Annotated in this window: 17 protein-coding genes; 2 read left to right on the top strand and 15 right to left on the bottom strand. The window is 49.2% G+C overall.

What is annotated here, in order from left to right; translation table 11 throughout:
- Window positions 1-9: 9 nt before the first annotated feature.
- The 7 genes from RJP21_RS05840 to RJP21_RS05870 all read right to left on the bottom strand — a co-directional run bounded on the left by RJP21_RS05840 (window position 10) and on the right by RJP21_RS05870 (window position 12,021).
- The gene (locus RJP21_RS05840; protein ID WP_310858465.1) at window positions 10-2,097 is read right to left on the bottom strand and encodes a YIP1 family protein; all 2,088 of its coding nucleotides are present in this window, start codon (window positions 2,095-2,097) and stop codon (window positions 10-12) included.
- 19 nt (window positions 2,098-2,116) lie between these two features.
- A complete protein-coding gene (locus tag RJP21_RS05845; protein ID WP_310858466.1) occupies window positions 2,117-3,004 on the bottom strand; it encodes a carbohydrate ABC transporter permease in 888 nt (295 codons plus the stop codon).
- A gap of 5 nt (window positions 3,005-3,009) precedes the next feature.
- The gene (locus tag RJP21_RS05850; RefSeq protein WP_310858467.1) at window positions 3,010-3,990 is read right to left on the bottom strand and encodes a carbohydrate ABC transporter permease; all 981 of its coding nucleotides are present in this window, start codon (window positions 3,988-3,990) and stop codon (window positions 3,010-3,012) included.
- Between the two features lie 5 nt (window positions 3,991-3,995).
- On the bottom strand, window positions 3,996-6,938 hold the full coding sequence (locus RJP21_RS05855) for an extracellular solute-binding protein (protein WP_310858468.1): 2,943 nt from the start codon (window positions 6,936-6,938) through the stop codon (window positions 3,996-3,998).
- Between the two features lie 73 nt (window positions 6,939-7,011).
- Entirely contained in the window at window positions 7,012-8,358 is a 1,347-nt protein-coding gene (locus RJP21_RS05860) for an ABC transporter substrate-binding protein (protein WP_310858616.1), read from the bottom strand.
- Window positions 8,359-8,819: 461 nt separating this feature from the next.
- Window positions 8,820-10,232, bottom strand: a complete 1,413-nt coding sequence (locus RJP21_RS05865; protein WP_310858469.1) for a response regulator transcription factor — start codon at window positions 10,230-10,232, stop codon at window positions 8,820-8,822.
- Window positions 10,207-12,021 carry a sensor histidine kinase gene (locus RJP21_RS05870; RefSeq protein ID WP_310858470.1) on the bottom strand — a complete coding sequence of 605 codons (1,815 nt, stop codon included), beginning with the start codon at window positions 12,019-12,021 and terminating at the stop codon, window positions 10,207-10,209. Before RJP21_RS05870 ends, RJP21_RS05865 begins: the two co-directional genes overlap by 26 nt.
- Before the next feature lie 151 nt (window positions 12,022-12,172).
- Between RJP21_RS05870 and RJP21_RS05875 the strand changes: the two genes are divergently transcribed.
- On the top strand, window positions 12,173-13,774 hold the full coding sequence (locus RJP21_RS05875) for a type 2 periplasmic-binding domain-containing protein (RefSeq protein WP_310858471.1): 1,602 nt from the start codon (window positions 12,173-12,175) through the stop codon (window positions 13,772-13,774).
- A 150-nt stretch (window positions 13,775-13,924) separates the two neighbouring features.
- Here RJP21_RS05875 and RJP21_RS05880 read toward each other — a convergent pair whose 3' ends face one another.
- A complete protein-coding gene (locus tag RJP21_RS05880; protein WP_310858472.1) occupies window positions 13,925-14,896 on the bottom strand; it encodes a metallophosphoesterase family protein in 972 nt (323 codons plus the stop codon).
- Between the two features lie 110 nt (window positions 14,897-15,006).
- On the bottom strand, window positions 15,007-17,157 hold the full coding sequence (locus RJP21_RS05885; RefSeq protein ID WP_310858473.1) for an alpha-amylase family protein: 2,151 nt from the start codon (window positions 17,155-17,157) through the stop codon (window positions 15,007-15,009).
- A 256-nt stretch (window positions 17,158-17,413) separates the two neighbouring features.
- Here RJP21_RS05885 and RJP21_RS05890 point away from each other — a divergent pair, with 256 nt between their 5' ends.
- Entirely contained in the window at window positions 17,414-18,139 is a 726-nt protein-coding gene (locus RJP21_RS05890) for a helix-turn-helix domain-containing protein (RefSeq protein WP_310858617.1), read from the top strand.
- A 74-nt stretch (window positions 18,140-18,213) separates the two neighbouring features.
- Here RJP21_RS05890 and RJP21_RS05895 read toward each other — a convergent pair whose 3' ends face one another.
- The 6 genes from RJP21_RS05895 to RJP21_RS05915 form a co-directional block, all read right to left on the bottom strand.
- Window positions 18,214-19,956, bottom strand: coding sequence for an ABC transporter ATP-binding protein (locus tag RJP21_RS05895; RefSeq protein ID WP_310858474.1), 1,743 nt, complete (start codon window positions 19,954-19,956; stop codon window positions 18,214-18,216).
- A gap of 23 nt (window positions 19,957-19,979) precedes the next feature.
- A complete protein-coding gene (locus tag RJP21_RS05900; RefSeq protein WP_310858475.1) occupies window positions 19,980-20,471 on the bottom strand; it encodes a lasso peptide biosynthesis protein in 492 nt (163 codons plus the stop codon).
- Window positions 20,455-21,432: a hypothetical protein gene (locus RJP21_RS05905; protein ID WP_310858476.1), complete on the bottom strand. Its 978-nt coding sequence runs from the start codon at window positions 21,430-21,432 to the stop codon at window positions 20,455-20,457. The genes RJP21_RS05900 and RJP21_RS05905 overlap by 17 nt, the downstream gene beginning before the upstream one ends.
- On the bottom strand, window positions 21,402-21,680 hold the full coding sequence (locus tag RJP21_RS31240; protein WP_397386178.1) for a PqqD family protein: 279 nt from the start codon (window positions 21,678-21,680) through the stop codon (window positions 21,402-21,404). The genes RJP21_RS05905 and RJP21_RS31240 overlap by 31 nt, the downstream gene beginning before the upstream one ends.
- 11 nt (window positions 21,681-21,691) lie before the next feature.
- Window positions 21,692-23,404 (bottom strand): asparagine synthase-related protein, encoded by a 1,713-nt coding sequence (locus RJP21_RS05910; RefSeq protein ID WP_310858477.1) that lies wholly within the window; start codon window positions 23,402-23,404, stop codon window positions 21,692-21,694.
- 301 nt (window positions 23,405-23,705) lie between these two features.
- Window positions 23,706-25,208 carry a nucleotidyltransferase family protein gene (locus tag RJP21_RS05915; RefSeq protein WP_310858478.1) on the bottom strand — a complete coding sequence of 501 codons (1,503 nt, stop codon included), beginning with the start codon at window positions 25,206-25,208 and terminating at the stop codon, window positions 23,706-23,708.
- Between the last annotated feature and the right edge of the window lie 246 nt (window positions 25,209-25,454).

The following is a 25,454-nucleotide window of genomic DNA, read 5'->3' on the forward strand; positions in this document are numbered from 1 at the left end:
CTCCCCCCTTTACAAGCGAACGATGATTTCGCGGTACAACGCCTGAACGAACGTCGCCATCTGCTGCACCAAACTGAAGCAAAGAATGCCCAGAAAGACGATAAAAGCCATGACCAGCACGGTTAAAAACAACGTCGCGACCGTTTTGCCGATCGAATATTGATGCACCGTCATCGTGCCGACGAAAAGCAGCCAGGCGAACCACAGGTACGCGATGGAATCGAGCAAATAATAAAACGGGCTTTCGGCTTCGGTCATGAAGTTGCTGACCCCGGTTTGCGGCAAAAAAATGATGACGAGCGGCAGCGCCGCATATCCGGCGGCCATGACGATCTCTTTGAATTTCCCTTCGCCGTCCATCAAGGTCGTCAGCGACCAGTTCGAAACGCAAAACAGCATAAACGGCAGGACGATATATTTCAGCTCATCAACGCTGCTGAACTCGCTCGGCTTGTTGAAATTGACGATGAAACCGGCATACTGCCGTTTCAAAATCATCGTCACGACAAGCATAAGCAAAATGAAAACCGCGATCGCGACTTTTCCTTTGTTTTCGTATTTCAGTTCCCAGAAGCCGCTGAACGGACGGACGATCGTGCGCAGCGGCATCCTCCACGCCGCCGTATCCGTGTAATGGACCGCAACCCTCCGCCTCGCCCGGACGATCCGAAGCGCAAGCAAAGCACCCGCCGCCCCCAGCACGACCGTCATCGCGGTGCCGAAGTGGTTCCACAAATACTCCGAACGGTACCGGTTCAACGCCTCGGAATAATACTTCCGGTTGTTCCCGTTTTTGAAATATTCCATCGCCTGTTTGTTTTCGCCCTTTTGCAAAAGCGATTTGCCAATGCCGATATAGGCGATGTCAAAATTGGCGTTCAGCTTGAGCACTTCTTCCCAATCCTTGGCCGCCTCGTCGTCTTTGCCGTTATATTGCGCCTCGACCCCGGCGCGGATCAGCGATCCGTAGCGGGTCGGAGCAAACACGGTAAGCCGGTTCATCCCGGCGTCGAGCACCACCATCCGGTCGCCGAGCATCGCCATGGCCGTCGGCTTTTGAAACCGGTTTTCGCTCATGCCGACGCCCCCGAACTGGTAGAGCATGTTGCCGTCGCCGTTGTACGCGAATATCCGGTTGCGTTTCGAGTCCAGGCCGCTATAGATGCCGCTTTTGTCGTAAATGACGTCGACGAACGTTGAGCTGCCGGCGTTTTGGATCGTTTTTTGCTTGGCGGCATCCACCTGAACGGCGGAAACGTCGCCGGCCGGATCGAAATAACCCTCCCTTCGCAATACGTCTTCCCCGCCCGGGTTAATCCGTTTTATCGGACGGGCTGCATTAACTTCCGAAGAGACCGCATAAATAAAACCTTTGTCGTCCAAATCCATATTGGCGAACTCGATCGGCAGGAACAGCTGCATTTGGCTGCTTTGCTCCTTGGTGGAGAACCGCTTCCAGAACAGGTCGACCGGACTGAACCTCACTTTGTTCGTGCCGACGTATCCCCGAAAATTCCCTTTGGCGTCAAACTCCATAATGCCTTCGTATGCGCCTTGGGCGATCACGTACAGCCTTTGCGTTTTGTCCACGGCCACTTTTAACGGAAAATATTGAAATCCTTTCGGAATGATGCTGGACACCGGAGGTCCGTACATCCGGATCAGTCTGCCGCTTCGCTCCATCTCGACCACCCGTCCGTTTTGCGTATCGGCGACGAACAGATGCCTGTTCGTCCGGTCGACGTACACGCCGCTCGGCTTGTTGAACGTATCTTTTTTCCCACCGTTGTCGAAAGCGGATATCACCCCCAGCAGCTTCCCCTTTTCGTCCAAATGAACGATCCGGTTGTTGCCCGTGTCCGCAATGAAGATGTCCCGATCCTCGTCCACGAACACGTCCTGCGGCTCATTCCAGTGGCCGATGCCTAAATCCGAGCCGTAAATCGTTGTTTCCGCCAAGTACGGATATGGCGCCGGTTCGGCTTCCCTCCAATACGAGTAGTTGTATCCATGGTCCGGCACCTCCGCTTTCACCGGGGTACCGACGGCAAGAAGCGCCAATGCAAGCAGCCACGCCGCCCATTTCCTGACACCCAATTGCACTCCCTCCTCACCATCAGTCTTTCATCCCCGACGTCGACATCGTCTGAATGACGTTGCTTTGCGTCAAAATGAAGATCGCCACCGGCACGACCATCATGATCAATGCCGCCGCGGCCATCGGTCCGGACCGGACGAAGCCGCCCGACAAAATCTGGCTGAACGCGTAATCCATCGTCTTCAGCTGCTCGCTGTAAATAAACGAAGCGCCTTGGCCTCCCGCTCCGGTTCCCCATAATCCTTTGAAGGAGAAAATGATCAGCGTCAACCATGCCGGCTTGACGATCGGCATGACGATGTTCCAGAAGATGCGGTATTCGCTGGCGCCGTCGATTTTGGCCGCTTCCATCAGCGAGTCCGGAATCTGCTCCATGAACTGCTTCATCAAAAACAACCCGAGCGAAGTGGCGAAGGCCGGAAAAATGAGCGACCAATACGTGTTCAGCAGCCCAAGCCAGCTGACGGTCAGATAGTTCGGAATCGACGTGACCTGGGACGCGAACATAAGCGACAGCACGACAAGCGTAAACAAAAACCTGCCGCCGGGCAGCTTTAATTTGGCCAGCGGATAAGCGGCCATCGAAGCGAGCACGACGTGACCGGCCGTACCGAGAAACGCGACGAAAAACGTGTTGAAAATATACCGCGACAGCGGAACCCAAGAGTTGGCGAAAATGAGAAACAAATCGTAAAAGTTGTCCAGCGTCGGATTGCGCACGATAAACGTCGGCGGGAACAGGAACATTTCGTCCAGCGGTTTCAGCGCCGTGCTGATCATAAACACAAACGGCGCGGCCATAAACGCCCCGGCGCATGCCAAAAGACCGAAAATGGCGATGTCCACCGGAAGCGAGCGGTTCACCTTCCTCTCCCTGCGCAGCCGAAGTTGAAGTTTTGCCTGCATGGGATCTATTCCCCCACTTTCCTGAGCAGCTTCTGGATCACCATGTTCGTGCCGAGCATGATGACAAACAATACGCTAGCGATGGCGCAGGCGTATCCCATCTCAAACCGGATCGTGCCGTAATCGTTCAGATGGGTTACGATCGTATGCGCCGCATATTGCGGGCTCGGAAAACCCGCCATATTCGTGGCCACGTCGGCGACGGCAAAAGAACTCGTAATTTGCATGACCGCCCCGAACATGAGCTGCGGGCGCATCGACGGCAAGGTGATATGCCACAGCTCCTGCCAGCGGTTTTTCACGCCGTCGATCGCGCCGGCTTCGATCAACGTTTTGTCGAGGCCCTGAAGCCCGGCGATAAAAGCGAGAAAAGCGGTGCCGAGGCTGAGCCACAGCTGGACGAGCATGATAATGAACAGCATGTATTTCGGATTCTGAAGCCATTGGATCGGCTCCAGGATAAATCCCCATTTCATCAAAAATGCGTTCACGTAACCGAAGGAATCGCCCGAAAAGGCGACCTGCCAGATCAAATAAACGTTGCCGGAAATCGAAGGGGCATAAAAAAGCAGCGTCACCACCGCCCGCAATTTCGGCGACAGCTCATTGATGAGCCATGCGAGCATAAAACAGGCGATATAGCTGATCGGCCCGGTAATGACCGCAAACAGCAGCGTGTTTTTCAAGGCGATCAGAAACACTTCGTCCTTGATGAACAACGTCGCGTAATTATCCCAGCCGATCCACTTCGGCGGCTCCAGCACGTTGAAATAGGTGAAGCTTAACGCAAACGCCATCAGGACGGGAAAAGCCGTAAAAACGAAAAACAAGACGAAATAAGGAGCGAGCAGAACATACCCTTGCTTTTGCTGCCTCATTTGCTTCATCAGCTCTGCCAACTTTCCCGGTTTGCGGCCGGGAACGGGCGGTGATGCGGTCCTGGCCGGGTCCGGCAACCTCAAGCGAACATTCTCTAGGTCTGACATCGGGATCACCTCTCTTTCTCGCCTTCCGGCAGCCCGAATTCCTTCCGTTTTTTCGCAATTTCGTCGTTGACGAACCTCGTGTAATTGCGGATCGCTTCCCGCGGGTCTTCATTGGAGATGACCACGCTGCGGAAGGCGTTGTCCAGATGTCTCCCCGTGAAGTAACCGCCGGGCACTTCCGGAACGCCCTTCGCCCACTGCCACTGCTCCATGAGCGTTTTGTAATCCTTGACCTGCCAAGGCAGCTGCCCGACCGCTTCGAGATTGGCTGTGGCAAACCGGCCAGCCGGCCCGAAAATGGCCTCGCTTTCCCACCCGAATTTCGCCTGCACTTTCGAACTCGTCCACCACTGCATAAATTGCCAAGCTTCGGGTTTATGCTTGCTGCTTTTCAGCATCACCGCCGCGTTGCCCGATGCCGGGACGTCGCGCCGTATGGAGCCATCCTCCCGTTTCGTGCCGGGAACGGGGGCGATATCCCACAACCCTTTCAATTCGGGGGCCGTCACGCTGATCATGTTGAACCGGGTGTAATCGGCGATGCCGATCGGCATTTCCCCGCTGCGGAAGCGGTTCGTGAAATCCGTTTCGATCGGCAGCTTATAGGTTGTGTACAGCTCCGACCATTCGATGAACGCTTGAACCGACGTTTCCGAATCAAGGGCGCTCGTTTGGCCGTCTTGCGAATACAGCGTGCCGTCCTTTTGATAAAGCAGCGTGCCGTAGGTCGGATTGACGGGCAGGTTGCCGCTCTCCTGAACGTTGGAGCCGGTTTTGACGAGCACTTGGATCGGGAATCCGAACAGCAGGTTGTTTTTTTGCAGCTCCGGGATCATGGCATACACGTCGTCCCAGGTTTGAGGCACTTCAAGGTTCAATTCCTCGAGGATATCCTTGCGGTAAAACAGCACCGGGAAGTATTGTTCCACAGGCAAACCGTAAACGGCGCCGTTAAAGGTGTAAGGGACAAAGGCGCTTTCGCTGTACTGCCGTTTCACGTCATCGAATCCCGGATATTTCGATACATCCTCGACGCCGCCGCGCAGCGCGTAATTAAGCGGCTTGTCGTTGCCGACGGAGAAAGCGACATCCGGTCCGCGGCCGGCAAGCATCGCCTGCAGCAGCACCGATTCGGTCACGACCTGGATATCGACGCCGACGCCGGTTTCCGGGGTGAAGGACTCCTCGACCATGCGCTTCAAAATTTTGGCCTGGTCAAGCCCCATCGTGATCCATACTTTGATTTTTTTTCCACCCTTGCCGTTTGACGTGCCCAATGCGTTGTAATCGTTGATAAACGACAACGCAAAAGATCCCACTTGATGCTTCACGTTTGCCCATACGCCCGCGCCGGCGGCCGGCATGTTCCGATCCGGCGAAGCGACGACGAGGTAATCGATCGACAACGGCATGTTGTTGATCGAATAAATCCATGAGCCCAGCGAGCTGACGTTCGATTTGAACGTCTCCAGCCGGCGGGCCACCGTATCGGGATGATCGGCCATCTCGCGGAGCTGATAAACGATCCGCTTCAGCGTCGCCGTCCGGTCGCCGCTGCCCCCGGCCTTTTCGATCCTTTCGGTGATCGAATCGATCAGGTCCGCCTGCCGGCGGAATACGTCCACCATCTCGGGCAGCTTGAGCTCAAGCTGGTAGTCCCGGTATTCGTCCGGCACGACGCCCGTGATCATGACGATCCGCCGGTACATGTTGTTCAGCTCCAGCACGCTGGATTCGATGGTGCGCAGGTAAAGCGACATTTCGCCCAGCGTGACGTCCATCCGGATTTGATGCTTTCCTTTCGCCAAATAAAACAGGTACGGATGTTGGCCGTCGCCGAGCTCTTTCATTTTCCAGTCCGGAGAAAAATGGAACGCGATGCTTTCCGCTTCCTTGAACGGAACGGTGCCGTCAATCAGCAATTTGCGGTACGAAGCGGCTCCCCGCTGCATGCTTTGGTTGTATTTCACGCCGATTTTATACAATCCGTCTTCAGGAACCTCGATGTCCCATGAAATCCATTGTCCCGCCTCCGACCAGTTGAACGAACCGATCGTGTTGAACCTGATTTTGGCCATGTCATAAGGTTCGGTCGCCGGGCTGCTGCGGTCCATCATCGGGTAAAGCACGGCGCTTGATTTCAGGGCCGCTGCCTCGCCCTGGATTTTGATGAAGGCGCCGGGCGCTTCCTTGTATCCCTTTGCCTTGTAGCTTCGCGACACTTCCTCATAAGACGGAACCTCAGGCAGCTGATACAGCTTGATATAATCGATCATCATCGGCTCCTTTTCGGAGACGAGGGTAATGACGTGTTTTCCTTTCGAAAAATAAAACGAATACGGCTCCTCATGCCGCCCGTCCGCGCTTTGAATGCTGGCCTCCTGCCACATCGGCACTTCCGTCTGCTTGGTATAGATGTCGTTGCCTTTTTCGTCCTGCACGGTATCGCCTTCGTTTTTCCACAGCCGGTGAAACACCAAATTTCGGGCTTCCGCAAAAGGCAGCTTCCCGTCGATCAGGAGCTCCCGGTCCATGTCCGATCCTTTTCCCGGCATCGAACGGTAACGCAGCGCCATATGGTACAAACCTTCCTCAGGAACCTCCACCGTCCATGAAACCGTCCCCGATTCGCCGGTTTGAACGACCTTTCCGTCGGCGCCTTCAACGCCCCCGATCACCGCCACGTCCATCCCATCCGTCCCTGTGAAGGCATCTCCCCGGACGATCAGCTCACGCTGCGGACGTACGGCGCTATCGTATTGACGGATGTAATGGTCGTAGCTGTACTTGCCCGTCGATCCAAGCTCAAGCTTCGCAAGCGAATCGGCGGCCGCGGCCGCCTCCTTCGCAGCCTGAAGCGGGGTAAACGGCAGCGGCTGCGGAAACAAGCTGCATATTCCAACGAATAATGCGATCAGCGCCATTCGGCGGTTCAACTTCCGCGTCATCGGTGCATCCCCTCCATATGTAATCCAGCACCCCGATGAAGCCATCGGAGTGCTGAAGCAAAGAAACTGTCACCTATTTTTTGGTCGTGACGTCGATGGCCCCTTGCGCCATCGGCTTGATCCGCTGAACGGCCTGGGATGGCGACTCCTTGCCGTTCGCGATGTTTTTGAACGCTTCTTCAAGCACGTCCGGCAAACCGACGTAAGCCTGGTAATTGATCAGCTTGTACGGACTGTCGAACATTTTTTTCATCGTGTCGAGCGACTCCTTGTTTTTCATGTTCGGCTCCTCTTTTTGCAGCTGGATCTGCTTTCCTTTTTCGACGTCAAACTCATACAACTCGCTCCATGCGGCCAGCACGGCTTTCGGATTTTCGACGCCCTGCGGAATGAACCACAGGTTCATTTTGTCGTACGGGGTAACGTATTCCGTAGCTTTTGGCCCTTTCGGGAAAAACACGTACCCGATGTCGTTCGGCTTGTCCTTGACGTAACCGAGGTTATCCCAGCGATAGCCGTTGACGAATGCCGTTTTTCCGCTGCCAAAGTCGGCCCCGTCCGTGCGGCCCACGACTTTGTGGACGTTGTACAGGTCGTTGAAAAACTGCAGCGCCTCCATCGCATTCGGCTCTTCCAGCACGAATTTGTTCGTCGCCTCGTCTTCGATTTGGCCCTCATTGGTGTAGATCAGCACGGATGCAAGCAGCGACTCGCTGTCGAAGTACAGCGGAACCTTCCCGCTAGCTTTGACCTGCTTCAGCATGTCGAGGAATTTATCCCACGTCCATTCCCCTTTTTCCTGAAGCTCGTACGGATCCGGCAGCCCTAACTTCTGCAGCAGCGTTTTGTCGTAAAACAAACCGTGGCTTTCCGTGTAAGGCAGCGTGACGCCATATTGCTTGCCCTGGTATTTGCCGTTACCGATAGTCACCGGATTTTTGCCGAAGGCTGGATTGTCTAAGTCGATGACGCCGTCCAGCGGCTGCACGTACCCTTCGATGACCAGCTTCGGAAACGCCTCGCGGATCGGAATCATGACGATGTCGGCAAAAGGTTCGCCCGCCACGGAGGACGTGATGAGACGCGCCGTCGTGTCCTCCACCGTCACGTATTCGATTTTGGTGTTGTATTTTTCTTCGACCTTCTTCTGTTTCGCCTTTTCCTCGTCGTTCAAATACGCGTCCATCCCCCACCATTGTCCGATGCGCAGCGGCTTGCCGCCGAAATCGAGCTTTTCTTCCGCTTCCTTCGGCGGCTGCTCCTCCTTCGTTTCCGGGGTCGCGGCGGTTTGGCTTTCGTTTCCGGATGCATTTTCGGCCGGTTTGGCACCTTCTCCCGTCGTTTCCGTCGCCCCTTTGCCGGAACAGCCGACCATCGACAGCATCACCGCAAAAATAAGGGCCATGGACCATGCTTTCATCGTCTTCAAGCGATTCCCCCCTAAAATGTTCAATGTAAATGATCAAACGCTAATTCGGGCGTTAACCGGGAAGCTCCTTTTTCTTCGCCGCTTTTCGGCTTCATCCGCTCTCCTGACAGGTCCTCCTTTCAAAAAAAATGACGTCACGGCCAATTGTAATCGCTTTCATATCTGCCGAACGGGAAGCTTGCTTTCAGCCCCCGGCAAAGGCCAAGCGACACCGCCATCTCCGTCAACGCCTGCGCTCTGTTCATGCACATCATTAAAGCCTTCCTCCCCAATATAACTTGAAAGCATCCACCCTTGTATTCATCCAAAAAAGGCATTCCCGTACATACGCATTCGAGCTTCTGACGCCCTGCAAAGCAAAACATCTAATTATCGTCCATGCCGAACCTAAGATTTGTCCATACCCAAACCGGATCGGACCGGCGTAACCCGGCTGACGCCCCCGGTGCGGGTTACGCAAACTGCTCCCGGAACTGGGTCGGCGTGCGGCCGGTCACTTTTTTGAACATTCTCGTGAAATAAAAATAATCCTGGTACCCCGCCTTTTCCGCGATTTCGCTTACCAAATCCTCCGTTTGCTCCAGCAGCTCGCAAGCGTAGGTTATTCGCAACCTCGTAATATAGGACGTGAACGTTTCGCCGGTTTCCTTTTTGAACAGCTGGCTGATGTAATTCGGATGGATGTAATATTTTTGCGTCAGCGTTTGGATCGAAATGGCGCTGCGGTAGTTTTCATGCACATACTGCAGCATCGTTTTGAAGGTTTCGTTGCCGGTTTCCTTCGGGCCGTATCCCGGATTTTTGCCGATCCCCTTCATGACCGCCATGTTTACGTAATCGATCATATCGGATCCTCTTGGAAAGATATCCATAAGCTGCTCGTAGCTGAGGAGCATGCCGTCGTTTTCGTCCCCATGGACACTGTACAAAAACGTAAACGCTGCGTTGTACAGGTGCAAAGCGTCTTTGACCGTTAGACGCGCCTCGCGGAAAAGCGCCTTGATTTCGTCGGAACAGCGGAGCAGCGCCGGCACGTCTTTGCTGCCGATGGCCGCGCCGAGTTTGCGGATGCAGTCCTTGATTTCCCCTTTGCCATCTTCCCGGTGCTTGAATATGCCCGGCTTGCCCGTCATGAAATATTGATTGGACAGCACATAAGCTGTTTCGATCGCCCGTTTCAGCATGCCGGCATCGCCGCATGGGAAGCTGATGCCGGCTCCCTTGAAGCCAGGCTGCGTCTGCAGAATACGGGCAGCCGTTTCCAATTGATCGTAGTCCATAAGGCGCAGCGTTTTTGATCTGCCGATTTTCACGCTGAGCCCTTGTCCGGCCTCCGGCTCCGTTCCGTCTTCAAAGGCCGCCACCAGCGCGCCGATCGCAGGCCCCGGCTGAAGGCCCCATTTCATGAGCTCCGCTTGCAAGCTGTCCGAACCGGCTTCGTTTCGTTCGGTCAGAAGGTGTAAAAGACGCGATTCGGAATGAAAACGTTCTGCGTCGAGCGCTTTTTTCAACTTGCCGAGAACGCCGGCAATTTCCTGCTCGTCGTAAGGTTTCAGGCAGTAGGCCGAAGCGCCGAAATTAAGCGCCCGCTGAGCATACGCAAATTCCGCATAACCGCTGATCACCACGAATTTCGGAGGCGAAGGCAGCTCGCTTCCTTTTTTGATCAGCTCGAGCCCCGTCATCCCCGGCATCCGGATATCGGTAAACACGACCTCCGGCCGTGTGCTTTCCATGTTTTGAAGCGCTTCCAACCCGTTGTGCGCCGCGCCGGCCACCTCAAAACCAAGGCTTCCCCAATCCACGCACGCCTTCAGGCTTTCCACGACCCAGCTTTCGTCATCGACGATCAATACTTTGTACATGAACATTCCTCCTTGCCGGCATCGATAAACGTATTTTTGTCCCTTTCCCCAGTGCGCTCTCGACTTCAAGCCCGTATTCTTCGCCGTACGTCAGCTTGATCCGGTTATTGACGTTGGCGAGTCCGATGCTCGATACCCGCGGCTCGCCGCGGCTTCCGATATCCCGTTCCTGCCGGTGCAGCGCATCGCGCACCTGCGCAAGCCGCTCCGGCTCCATGCCCAAGCCGTCGTCTTCGACGGCGAGAACAAGCTCGCGATCGTCACGGACGTTCCCACGGATCGTTAAAGTTCCCGGCTGCTCCTTCAGCTCCAGTCCGTGGAACACCGCATTTTCGACGATCGGCTGCAAAATCATTTTCGGGATCAGGCACTGCATCGCTTCGTCCTGCAGCTCGTATCGCACGTGAAACCGTCCGCCGAAACGGATTTGCTGGATCTGCATGTACGAGTCGACGATCCCCATCTCCGTTTCCAGCGTCACCACGTTTTCCCCTTTAATGCTGTAGCGGAATATTTGCCCCAGCGATTTGGCGATGTCGCGGATTTCGTGCCCCCCCCGGACCGCTGCCATCCCTTTGACCATTTCAAGCGTATTGTACAAAAAATGCGGGTTGATCTGGCTGCGCAAAAACGTCAGCTCCGATTTTTTGTTTTCCAGTTCGGCTTCGTACAGCATCGCATTCGTTTCCAGCAATTGATGCGTCAAATGGTCGACCTTGTCCAGCATGCTGTTCAGACCGGTCGACATGACCGTAATTTCGGCGTATCCCTGCAGGGAAATCCGGGTTTTCAGCTTGTCCAAATCTCCCCGCCTGATGTTGTTCATAAAGGACATCAGTTTTTTAAGCGGCAGCAGGATGTTGTTTGTGACGAGCCTGAACAGCAGCAGCATCGCGATCCCCCCGGCAAAACACACGATCAGCTCCAGTCTGCGGATTTTGGCGATGTCGGAAAAAAGCTCGGAGACGGGGATGATGCTGACGATCATGCTGCTTACCTCAGGCAGTTCCTCTTTCTGAACGACATAGGTCCTTCCGTTCAGTTTCACGTTGATCGGCTTCGAAGCGGCCGGATGGTCCGCAATGATGCCGTTCAGCTCGCTGCCGATCTCCATCGGGTCGCCGCTCGACATGATTTTGTTGTCGCCGTCGACCAAATAAACGAGCGTGGCGGATTCGCTTGATACGACGCCGGCCTGGCCGATCAGCGCTTTCGGATCGATGACGAAAAACAGCGTGCCGATGACGGAGTTGAACCGCTCGCCGGACTGCAGCGATTTCATTTTCATGCCGACCAAAAGAACGTTGCGGGAAGGGTATAAATCCCCGAAATCCTTCAGCCCGAAATAACGGACGGAATCCTCCGGCGCAATCGAACCGGCATAATAGGAAGCCGCCTTGTTGCCGCCGAACAGGTCGTACCAGCGCCCGTTTTCTCCCAACACGACGATATCGAGGATCCCTTCCTTCAAGGTGCCCATGTTGATCAGCAGGCTGTGGATCTTTTTCGAATACACGTAGGCTTCGGCGGCGTTCGGTTCGACCAGAAACTTTTGCACGTCCTGGTTGTAGGCGACGTTTGTCATCAGCCGGTCGATGACGTCCTTGTTCGAATGCACCGTCTCTTTGATCTGCGCTTCGAGGTCCCTCGTATACCTTTCGTTGTTGTCGCGGATGATCCCGGACATTTCAAAATACGTCGCCGCGATGATTGTCAACATCACGGCCGCGATCGAAGCGGCGATAAACGAAAGCTGCGAACGAATCGATAATTTGCGGTAAAAGGACACGGCCAATCCCCCGTTAATTTCGGATAATATGGTTGATTATTACGAACATCGTAACATAGTTTGGAAATCCGCGGCAGAAATCTCTTTACGCGCCTATCTTTTTCACTTACCATCTTTTAGAAAGGGACTTCTTGAAAAGGAGTGGATCGTTTTGTTCCGGTTCAAAGCTACAATTCTGGCATGGATGGCGGTTTTCCTGGCCGTGGGCGGAGCGGGATGCGGCAGCGGCGAACCCCTTGGTCCGGACGCCAAACCCCATCCCGATGCCGGTGAGCATCTCGACATTTCCATCGCGTTTTGGGATATCGGCAGGGCGTTCGAAAAAAACGACGCCGTGCTGCAGAAAATCGAGAGCGATTTCAACATTTCGATCAAACCGGTCCAAGTGAGTTACGCCGACTATGAGGAAAAATTCAAAATATGGGCGGCCTCCGGCCGGTTTCCCGACCTGTTCGCGCATTCGCTCGTCAGCGACTCTCCGGGAATTTATGCCGATTGGATCAAGCAGCGCCTCATCCGGCCGCTTCCCGACGATCTGACTCCTTATCCCAACGTGTACCGGGTGGCGCAAATCCCCGATACGCTCGCCCTCCGCCGCAACAAAAAGCTGTACATGCTGCCGCGCATCGCATACCCGACCAACGATTTATGGATGCTGGAGCGGGTGGTGTTCGTCCGCAAGGATTGGATGAATAAGCTGGGTTTCACGGACCCGACAAATTTCGATCAATTTTCCAATATGATGAAAGCGTTTACCGAAAATGATCCGGACGGCAACGGCCAACATGACACGGTCGGACTGACGGCCGCGAGCCTTGATTACTTGTCTTGGGTGTTCAGCCCCACGTTCCCGCAGTTTGCGGCAAGCAAATGGGTGCAGGAAAACAACCGGTGGATTCCCTATTATGCCTCTCCCAAAATGAACGCCGTTGCTGCGCAGTTCCGGGAGCTGTACGCAAACGGGGGCCTCGACCCGAACTTTTTTCTCGTAAAGGAAGCCGATGCGCTCGAACAATTCACCCAAGGACAAGCCGGCGCGCTCGCCTACAAGGCAACGCCCCAAAGCTTGAGCAAAATGGTCCGCATGTGGGACAAATACCACCCCGGCAAGGACTTTTACGACTCGGTCAAAATATTGCGCCTGTGGCCGGCGGAAGACGGAAACCGCTACTATTACGTCGCGTCGACCTACTGGACGGAAAGCTACTTCAGCGCCAAAGTGGATGACCGCAAAATGGACCGCATCTTAAGGCTGTACGATTATTTGCTGTCGCCCGAAGGCAAAATGCTCATGAAATACGGGATCGAAGGCAAAGATTACGAGAACAGGGACGGGCAAATCGTCATTACCCGGCCGCGGGAGGAAACGGGAGAATACATTAGCCTCCAAAAGCTGTATCCTTCCACCGAAATCTTCGGCAATCTCGCCTCCTGGGGGCTGGAGCAATCGTACCGGCTCGACCCGATCAACAAAGACAATTACGGCGAAAAAAATATCCGCGCCTGCCTCGAAGAAATGCGGTGGCTGCTGAACAACGCCAGGGCAACGCCGTTTATGTATTCCATCATTTCGCTCTCCACCGACAACAAGGACAAGCTGAGCGCCGCCATCCATCCGATGGAGGACCTGACGAAAGCGGTCCTCGGCTCGGGCGACCCGGTAATGCTGTGGCAGGAAAACGTGAAATATTACAACCAGATCGGCCTGCCTGAGGCGATCCGGGAGGTCAACGACAAGCTCGCAGCGCGTTAACAAGCGGCGGCCCGGTCGCGTAGGGAAAAAAACGGAAAAGAAAAAGGCCGCGGAATGCCGCGCGCCTTTTCGGATCTAATAGAACGAAACTGTCCAGGGCCCTGTAATGTACCTGATACGGGTTCAATGCCAAAGCCCCGCCGGTTCGATCTACGATTGAACGAGCCGTCCTTCCGGCTGATGCTCCGGCTGCCCGCGCACGACGGTCCCGTCGTTTTGGCGGATCCATGTCGCGAAATCCCTTTCCCCGGCCTTCAATTGAATGACGCGCGCTCCCGTCGGGAAGTGGTCCTTACGCTCATGGCCGACGTAGCTGACGTATTTGGTCGCCCGCCCGTAGCAAAGCCGGATGCCGTGCAGCGTGCCGCAAAAATCGTTGGCATGGTCATGCCCGACGAAAGTGCCCATCACGTCGCCCATTTCAAGCATCGCCGCAAACATGCCCGAATTGAATCGCGGCGCGGAACACGTGCCGTCCAAGCGGTGTCCATGGCACACCTCCGTATCCCATACCTCGTTGTATTCCGGCAGCGGGATATGGAAAAAGGCGAGCGCCGGCAGCGGCATGCCTCCGTTTTGCTCCGTTAACGCCCGGGACTCGGACACGTACCAATTGATCTGGTCTCTGCGGATCCAATCATACCCGCCGAACGGGGAGTAATCGCCGCTGTCGAGAAAATAAAGCGCGGCTCCCGCTTTGCCGCTGTCGTCCTGGACGGTCAACAAAAAATTGCCCGCCCCGATGACCCCCGGCGGATCTTCCTTGGCGACGCAATATTCATGCTGCAGCTGCAGCCGGTGCATCTCCGCCCGGGTGACGTGTCCTTCCGAATCGTGATTGCCGAAAACCGCAGCCCACGGTACGCGATTGTCCTCGGCGACGGCGACGGCCCTGCGGAACGACGCCATCGGGTCTTTCGTTCTCGCACTGGCGATGACGTCTCCGGTGAACACGATCAAATCGGGTCGTTCCTCCCGGATGACCATCTCCATTAAACGCCGCGTCTCTTCGTCCAACTTGGGGGATTCGGGGTCGTAATCAAATTCGTCGATAAATTCGACATCCGTAAACTGGACGATGACAAACGTGCCGTCATCGCGGAATTTCAAGCTTTTGTTCATTTTGCAGCGAGCCTCCGTTCCTGGATCAGGTTGTGCGGCATGTTCCTCATGCCGAGGCTTGCTTGCCGCCAAACAAGCCTTTGCCTGTCGTTTCAGGCGTCTATCGTCCGTCATCCTTCAGGCTTTTCGATGACAAGCCAGGTCATGCTTTTTCCCGCCACCGTAACGGGAACTTCCGCATGGAATGTCCGGTCCAGTTCATAAAACACCGGCGTCCCCTCCCGCTCCCGAATGGACGCCGCATCCGTCAAGCCGGTGTAATAAAGCGGCAGGCGGAGTGTCGTTCGGAGCGGCTCGTCAAGCGGATTATGCACGACGGCGAGCCCTCTGTGCGCCAAGCGGGGATTCACGTGCAGGATGCAATCGTAATCCCGGCCGTCGGGCCTGCGGACATGGATCATGTCCGAATCGAGGATCGGGCGGTATGTTTTATAAAAATCGACCCACTGCCGGACAACCCGCTTCGTCTCCTCCGTATCAAACAGGCGACGGCCCCTGTAAATGGCCTGCACTCCCGAGGCGAAATGGTTGGCCAGATGGGAAGCATAGTCGTCCAAATGTTCGGAAAGCGGTTCCAAAACCGCTTCGGCCCCTCCTCCATGATAAGGCATCAAAGGGACGAACATCCAGCCCATGCCCGGCGTTTTTTCCCAAGTGCCATCAAAAATGTTTTGCCGGGCCAAGATCAGCTGCCTTTCCCTCGGCAAGGCCCAGTTGACTTCGCGGTATCCCATGCCCGTTTTGTTCGAGCCGTTCAGAAAATACCAATCCGGCACGTTGAGGTACACGCCGCTTCCCCTGCACCATTTGTAATAATCGGTGATCGCCCTCCACTGCATCCACTGCGAATCCTCCCGTCCGATATGGCCCGGATGCTCCGTCGAGCCGCAAATGTCGCCTGCATACGAGCCGTCATGCTCCAATGCGTCAAAGCCGGTCCGCTCCAGAAAGGTCCTCATTTTTTGCAAATATTCGCGGCCCCAGCGGCTCCCCAAACATGGCGCATGCACATAATAAGCCCCGTTCGGGTTGACGACATCGTCTTCGGCGCCGATCGTCCGGCTCGCGAGCAGGGAGTATCCGCCGATCCGGATGCCCTTACGATGCGCATAGTCGGCCAACTCCTTCATCCGCTTTATATATGCGGGATCGTCATTCTCCATGTCAAAGCCGCTTCCGAAAGACAAGATCACCATTTCGAAGCCGACCTCGGCGCATTGGTCGATGGCCGCCCGCACCTCGTCCGGCCTGTCGCTCATGAGGTGCATGAAAATCGGATTGTCTTCGACCCAAGGGGCCAAAACGCGGTACATCCTTTTTTGAGCAAGCCCCTTGCGCTCACGGTCCGTGCTGTCATGAACCAGCTCAAACGTCCGGAACGTGTCGAACGCCTCGCCGGGCGGCAGGGTAACTCCGGGTCCAAGCGGCGGCTTGCTGACAAGCAGCAGCGGAGTATGGCAATCATAATTTACCTGCGACGTGTAATCGGGATCGGGCAGCCAGCAGGTCGTGCGGTTCGCTTTTTTCCGGGTCATCCCCTGGAAGGCGTAATCGCTCTCCACATCGATGTTCGGATAATCCCAACGGTCCGGCGTTTCCACGGGCGACTCCCACTCCACGACGGCCAGCATTTCACTCGTAAACGAATCGATCCGCCAAGCCCTTTCGCTTCCGTTGCGGAGGGAAATCCATTTGGCCAGCAGCGGCAGGCCGTCGTACATCTCGTAATGAACGGATAAAACAAGCCCTTTCAGTTCCTTCGCACGCTCCGGCGGCGCAAAATGCAGTTTGAGCGCCATCCCCGGCGGAGGCCATACGGCAGCTTCCGTTTCGGAAACGCGCCGGTACGGAAACCGCTCCTTGATCGGCCCCGTTTCATACCCTGTACATTGAAAAGCATCCGGGGTTGCCGTCAGGGCGTCGACCCACTCGCGCCGCAAGTAACCGTATTCCGCCTGCCCTTTTAAGCCGCCGATTTCGTAATCGATCCCGTTCAGGCGGATGAGCGCCTCCGGTTTCACGCCCCGGATGATCGTCTCCGAGGTCATCAGGTTGTCGAAGGCAACCGTGGCGGCATTCGGAAATAAACGCCATGTGCGGCGGATTAAACCGTTGTCCATCACAAGCTCGTGCGGATGTTCCGTGCCGTATATTCCCGTTCGGAAAGGTTCGGGGCTGAGCAGCCAATCGTCCTTCGGATGGGACGGCCTGTTGCCGGACAACCGCGGCAGCTTGACGGTTCGTTGTGCTTCAAAGATCAAATGGACCCACTCCTAATCTAAATGGCGTTACAGTTCCATTTTAGCGGGGGCCCGTTATAATGGATTTATACAATTCACAGTTGTTTTTTTCCAAGTCCGCGCTGCGGCGGCAGCGGGGCGATCTTCATGTTACTGAGGCAGGGGGCGGATTCCCATCGACCAGGGGCTTTTTAAGCAATACATATCCAACGTTCAGACCAATCTGTTTATCGCCGACATCAACAAAGTTTCTCCGGATTGGGGCAGCCCTTCCTTCATCCCCGATGCGCATAAATTTTATTTTTTTATGGAAGGGGAAGGCTGGCTCCGCATCAACGGCGCGGAGTATTCGCCCAAGCCCGGCCAGCTGTTTTTGATCCCGGAAGGCGTCCATCAGGCCCACGGCACGGTCGGCGGCAACACGTTCCTCATGTACTGGTGCCATTTTTCCGCGGGCGTTTCGGATTTAAACATTTTGCAGGCGCTTGAAAAACCGGACTATATCAACGTCGAGGAACCGGACAAGGTCGTGCGGTTGTTCAAGGATCTGATTCATTATCACCGCAGCGACGAGCTGCTGGCCGGCTGGAAGGTCAATTCCATTTTGCTGGAACTGCTCTGTTATTTTTTCGAACGCTCGGGCATCCGCCGCGTCAATTTGGCGGGTTCGCCTTCGCACCAGGCGATGGAAACGGTCATCCGTTATATGGAGGAGAATATTTCGGAGCCGCTTTCGGTAAAGGATTTGGCGAAGCAGGTTCATCTGAACCCGAACTATTTCAGCCAGCTGTTCCGCGGCATGCTTGGATTGTCGCCGATCCACTATTTGAACCGGATGCGCATAGAGAAAGCGAAAACGCTGCTGGCCGGAACCGAGCTGACCGTGTCGGAAATCGCCTCCCGGGTCGGCATCGAGCCGCATTATTTCAGCCGGATGTTCAAAGCGCAGGAGGGGTATTCGCCTTCACATTACCGGAAGATGAGATATTCGGAGGATGTATAGCGGATAAAGAAAAAAACGCCGAATGGCGTTTTGGGGCTGCCGGGAATCCATCCTGACGGCCTGAATCATCACACTTATATCTTCTGTTTTTCATGCATCGAGTAAAAAATACCTTTTCTGGACAGCAATTCATCCGGGCTGCCTTTCTCCACAATCTTGCCGTTATCGACCACGATGATGAAGTCAGCATACTTAATCGTTGATAGTCTATGCGCAATGACCAGAATGGTTTGATGACCTTTCAATTTTAATAAAGTATCATTTAAATAACTTTCCGTGATGGCATCCAAAGCAGAAGTATATTCATCTAACATGAGAATTTTGGGATCATTCATGAAAGTTCTGGCTAATAAGATCCTTTGAATTTCTCCACCTGATAAATTTTCTCCGTTGCTTTCAACCTTTGTATCATATTTGTTCGGTATGATCTCGACAAAATCTTTCACATGCGCAAGTTCAACCACATGATGAAACCTTTGGATTAGTGCCTCATTCATCTCTTCCTTTTTTATTGGATAAATAATATTCTCGAGAATGCTGTGGTTCCAAAGTATCGTTTTTTGCGGATTATAGCCCACATACTTTCTAAACTTATGGATGTTGAATTCAGAAATGCTGGTTCCGTCAAGCAATATTTCTCCAGACTCCGGTTCAATATGTCGATGAACTAATTCGAATAAAGTAGATTTTCCTGACCCGCTTAAGCCTACAATGCCGATAAAACTCCCTGGTGCTACATCTAAGTTGAAATTTGAAATTCCGGGGGAGTTTTCACCTGCATAGCTATAAGAAACATTTTTGAATTCCAATCTAGGTATTTTATTAAAATCAGGAGTTAGGATACCATATTTTAACTTTTCCAAATTAAGAATTTCATTTATATTTCCCATAATGACTTTCATTCTGGTTAAATCTATATTTACTGTAAACAACGACTTAAAAATACTGTACAGTCTTGGGAGCAATATAATAAACGCCAGTAGCGTGCCCGATGAGATTTTTCCTGATAATATTAAATAAAGGCTGTAACCATATATAATTCCCGTAATTAACGAGATCACCGTATCCGCGATCAAGTTTACGACCATGTTATGAAAAACATAGGACTGTTTTGATATTTTCCAAGCTTGATCATTCCATTGATTCCATCTCTTTTTTTCAACCTCTTGCCCGTTAAATATTTGAACCGATTTAAGATTAGAAAAGAAATCATTTAAATAACTCATGCCTTTTTCCAGGATCGAATAATAACTTCCGTCAAGTTTTTCAGTTTTTTTTCTAAATCGTTTGAAAATGTACATAAAAACCGGAAACGAAATCATTGCAACTAACGTAAGTTCAAAGCTCATTGAAAACATGATCCACAAAGTGGCAAATAATAAAATGAGATTAGAGACGACCGACATCACTGTCTCTACAACGAATACCTCACATAACATCCCGACTTGGGATGTCAGCCGGTTAATAATTTCTCCTCGTCCAACCTGATCGACCTGTTTAGGCCTAATCTGAAGTAAATGCGAAAATAATCTTACTCTTAAGTTTTTTGAAAGTTTATTTCCTAGCTCATTGTTGTAATACGCTGTAAAACTATTGAGTGCGGCAAATACAATAGGAATGAATACGATTATCAAAATATAAAAAATGGCAGTATTTATTTCCTTTTTAGGCAAAAGCTCATCGAACAAATCTTTAAAAATTACGGGTTGCAGTATGGAAACTAATGAAGCGGATATATTGAAAAATAAAATGAGAAATAGAACTTTTTTGCTTTTATTCAAAACCTCGATAATGGCACTCCTGGCCTGATTCACCATTACACCGCCTCTCGCGATCTTTTTCACGGTTCATGCGTATAGAGTACGTAATAATGATCTCTGACATCATCGAAATCATTCACTGGTCTTCTAGAAATCTCTACCCAAGAATGAAACATAAAATCTAATGACCCTCTCTTTTTGGGCTTAGCAATAATCAACTCCGATTTAATGCCTAAATACAACAATGCTGAATATAAACCTACCGATCGTTCTAAACAATTTCCAGTTTCGCCAAATAACCTTCCGAAGAATCTATAAAAACTAATTAACATCATTGAAAAGTTCAATAAATCATCGTAACTTATTTTGTCCTCGTCTGATTGTTTCTTTTTCTTTATCAAATCGGTTAAATGAAGGGCACTTTTCAAACCCTCCTTTTTATAAATTTTTAAAATTTTTAAATAAACGAATAATGATTGAATAATAGAAAAATTCTTATAAAAGATCATTTTGTAATTTGGACGAGATCCTTTCATTATTTGGTAAGAGATTTTTTTAAATTGATTCGTCATACACCCACCCCATAAAAAGGCCAAATTTTTCAACATTACATAGTTCACAATATCTGATTAAAAATCCGACTGATTGATCACTGATTGACTTCCATAGTATAAATTTTTTTTGGGTATACAAACTGGGGATAGAAGTATGGGATTCCAATAGCTCCCTTAGGTAATCAACATCATTGAGTTCCTTGATTTGAGTACAGACATCTGGATCTGTAGAAGTATCTCTCCACAAAAAATAACTATTTTTTAGCATTAATGGATCACTCAGGGTGGTTAGTCCGTCTAGTATGTAAAATTTTTCGGTATTCTCGATTATGATCTTATCCCTTAAATTTCTAACCTCTTCATTTATATCATGGTCAGATTTTAAATATCCCTCACCTGTATTAAAAGGAATCACTTTAATATCTCTATCTCCAACTTCAAAGGCAAATGTATCATCTGAAATTTTATCCAAGTTGGCAAATCTATTAGATATCAGCCTTGATACCGTGCTTTTCCCAACTCCCGAGTGCCCAAATATGACATGTGCATGATTATTTTCCCTAATGACTGCCCCATGTCCAATCAGCAAATTATAATACGGAGCAATCAATGATATTGGATCTAGTATTAGTAAATGGAATAACGTCCTTGGCTCAATCGTCTCATAGACATACCAATTCGCTTCTTGTTTATTTATATTAATCATTCCAGTAAAATAGTTACCGTCAACATAGTATAGTTCTAAGTTTTCGGGATAATAGTAGATAACATTTTTTAATTCAATCTTTTTGAAGGCTGACAGGTCTAGCCGGATATCCGGCATTTCGTTTTTTTCTTTAAATAATATATTAATCTTGCATCTTATTTCTTCACGCTCAGGAACATCGAAAATGAGAAAAGTATTTATAAAATCAGTATACAAGTCATTGTTGATCGTAATACGTATATTTAATTTACCGATAGATTTATAGTGTTCCATCCAGTTTCACCACATTCATATATTAAATTTAAATCTTTCAACTGATTGAGTGTGTTCATGATGTCCTGTCTTAGTTCCTGAGCATCCACTGTATAAGTGTTTGATACTTTCTCCATGACCTCTTCCAAATGATTTGAATTTAGTAAACACTCAATAATTAAAGTTGACGATGCATTATTGTATATGTATCTTCCAGAGTTTACGTCAATAAAATAACTCTCTGTATCTGTCTTCTCAAAAAAAAACATTTTCCGCTAATTTATACATAAGATCGGCGCCTCCGCTTCCTGATTCCATTTACCCATAATTCAATCATTCCCGATATTAGAATCGTACCGGCATTTAACTCTAATAAGTCTCTATTATTAAAAACTTTTTCCAGATTGTCGTAATCCACAATGCCAAACTGAACCAAGTTTGAGTCTCTAAAAATAGAGAGAATCTTTCTTCTATTCATATCAACATATTTAAAGATTACCTCTTCAAAGTTGGATTTGGATACTCTTGAGCAAACCTCGCGAGGTAACTCGTTTAAAAAACCAGCTCTTAATATTGGCTTGCTGATATCCTTACCTTGAAAAGGAACGCGTTTGAATATATCCTGCAAGGAATGTGCAAAAATCTGAACATCTCGATCAATATATGGTGAAAAGTGTATTACTTCATTTTCATAAAACACTGTATGATCAAGAGTTAAATACTGCAAATTGAAAACATTATAGGGACTTTTTAAGAATGTAGAAATATTTTGCTTTGATTTCTCAGTAAATATGTCTATTCCTCTATTATCCACTCCGTTAAAATTAATGTCTGAGTGAGAGGAATATGCTTTTTTAAAGTAGTTATAGTAAGGAACTCCTGCTCCATGAAAAAACAAGTGCAATCTCTCTCTTAAATTCAGTCCAACGGCTTGAGGCCTTAAGTTATTTGTATCAAGCAGAGTGTCAGCCATAAGACCACTAATCATGCAAGCATTGTTATGATATCTAGCAAGATTTGCTGCTTCCATCCACCAAGAAATTAAGCAATGATTTGATGGGAAATGAATCTCGCTACACATGTCCAACATATCAATATGTTCAAAGTTACCTACATCAATATAGTTATTATTGAATTTGTGCATATGTAAAATTTTATCTACATACTTAAAGTCATTACAAGACGTGTATTTTTGTGATCCCCAAGTATAAGTAAACAACCTGCCTAAATCATATTCTTTATAACTAAGCGCCCCAACGACTGCTCCAGAATCTATACCGCCACTTAACATTAAACCCGCCGACTGATAATGGCTCACCTTTGAAATGACCGATGCGGAAAACAATTCCTTGAATTCTGCGGTTAGTGTATCAATCTTCCCTCCCCTGAAAGGTTCTTCAAAGTATAAGCGGTCAAACACTTCTATATGTAAGCCATTTTCATTAAAAGTTAAAAATTCGCCTTCCTTAAGTATACCGATGCCTTTAAAAGGCAAAACATTTTCTCCCCAGCACAAGGATGATAATGCTACCTCATCAAAGTCAATACTACCGTCAACCAAATCCATAAATGATGTAGAAAAATATAATGTACTATTTTTTATAAGATAGAAAATGTTTTTTTGTGAGAGCGGATTCCTGAATAAAAAGAGTGAATTATTACCTACAACACCACCTGAAAACTGCCCATTGATTGATCTAATGAACTCAAAATCTTTTTGTATTACTGCGTTTTTTAATGAATTTAATATTATTTTTTCTCTATCATCATTCCCCCAAATATACCCTGCTAAAAATAAATCGTTATCGTTTATTTTCATATCCGAAAGCTTGTTTTTCGTAATTATTTGTACGATTTCATTTGTTTTACACGCGGAATACAAGTTTTCATTAGACAACCGATCTTCATAGTGAATTTCGCATTGATCGATATCCATACTAAATGACCCTTTGAATCCAAAATAGTCTTTCGACAGTTTAAGCTCTTCACTCATGAACTGCCTCCAATTTGTTATAAGTTTAGGACAAGAGAAGACCGCTATGACAAGCAGCCTTCCTGTTCTGTGCTCGACAAAAACATATTAAGCTAACCTGGAGTAGTACCAACCATCTTTATTGTTTTTTCCGCCTGAACCAGTAAGCTCAGTAATGCCTCCCAATACGATGATTACCGGCTTTTCATATTTCAACATCTTCTTCACCTCCTTTCGTGAATGACCTCCAATTCGTAATGCAATATGTTATTAGGACATGAGAGATACAAATTTTCTTGAATTTCAATTGCCGACCTAATGATTAACTGTGGGGAATATTTATGCTAACAGGAATAGCGGTTGATAATGGCCCATCGCCCCACCTCGTAATACAGATAAAAAGTCCCGCATTATCTTTCCAAGGGGCAATGAACGCCTTGACTGGTAGATTAGCAATCACTGAATACCCAGCAGGCTCTTCGATTAGTCCAATATGGCAGCCATCAACCTTCTCTTCTATCTTTACATCATTATCCGCAAATGAAAAACAACATCGCTTTCCTTCAAACGCTATTTCAAATACATCAGCAGCAGTAGCAATTGGCTTATTAATAAGAGTTATTTTAATACTCAAATTATTTTCTTTTTTCTCCAGGGTAACTAGTTTGACATGTTGTGATCCATGAGAATTATATTTCTCTATATTTGGTATTATTGATTTTATATCATTTGTGGATAAATCGATTTTCTCTGAAACAAGGGAATTAACGAAGTCACTTGAATCAAAGTATACAAATTCGTTTAATTGAGTCGGTAAATACATCGTTCCATTCCAAAACAAAAATTTCGGATATAGCATATCAAAGTCAATAGCCGGTGCCAGTCGATTATCACCAAATATTTTGAAAATTAAATAACCTACAAACGAAATTGACGTGCGCCTTTCATTGTTGCTTATCGATATAAGTTGTTCAATGTCAAAAGCAGTGTGACTCAGAAGCTCAATTACATCTAGCAGCTCTGCCAAGATGATTCCGGATGAAAAATGGAAATGAGAGTTCACATAGTCTCTAAAGATGTTCGCGCATAAAATCAATATCTGGTAGTGAACATCAGGAACAGGTATTTCTTCCAAAGTATCGCTGACCAGTGAATGCATGGCGATTTCTGGATACAGTAATGTTGATTTTTCAATCCTTGTAAATGATTCAAAGAAAATACGTCTATCCGTTGAATCTGCCTTTCTTGATTTATTGATAATTCCATCGGAATAATTTAATATTGGCACATATTTGTGTACATCTATGATGATGTCTTCCCTCACCATCATGCAATATTCATGTTCGCTGATCTCATCGTCTCCTTCTCTTTTAAATCCGATATCTGTTAATACCGACTCTAAGACTGAAGGATTGGAATAAATCATATCAATATCTTTACTTCGTTTTATATGGCGATGATCGTTTGTAATTCCGAATAACGAAACCCCTTTAATCACAATTGGCAGTTCTTTATATCCTCTTAGTTTGAACAAATCCTCGATTTCTCTTAAAACTTGACGCTGTTTTTCAAACATGCATCGGTTGTTTTTTTCACAAATTTCTAAATAGGCAAAGAAATTATGATCAAGAATCTGGAAATCATTATTATTACTCATTTGTTCTTTGTCGATTTTACCTTCGAGTTTATGAGCTGTTATTAACTGTAAAAACATTTTATTAAGCATATTATTGTATAATTCTTTTTTTTCCCTTCTGATACATTTAACAGAAATATGTTTCAATGTGTTTCCTAACAAGTCCATAAGTTTTTTTTCAACTTTCATAAGCTACTCCCCACAGTTTAGAAGCTATAATTATCGAGTTCGTATTTCGATATTTTTGTGCTTCATCAACTTGATTTGCGTAAATGGTGTCCTAAGATACTCCACGCATCATTTTAACGATCTCCATTAATGTTTCGAAGTACTGTCGTTTAGCCTCTTCTTCAGAATATTTAAGTTAGCACATACGACTTTATTACACTGTTTCACGGCCGCCACCTTTATCGCTTTGAATCCGATCCACTGTCC

The organism is Paenibacillus sp. VCA1, assembly GCF_031583795.1.
Lineage (GTDB): Bacteria > Bacillota > Bacilli > Paenibacillales > Paenibacillaceae > Paenibacillus_AQ > Paenibacillus_AQ albilobatus.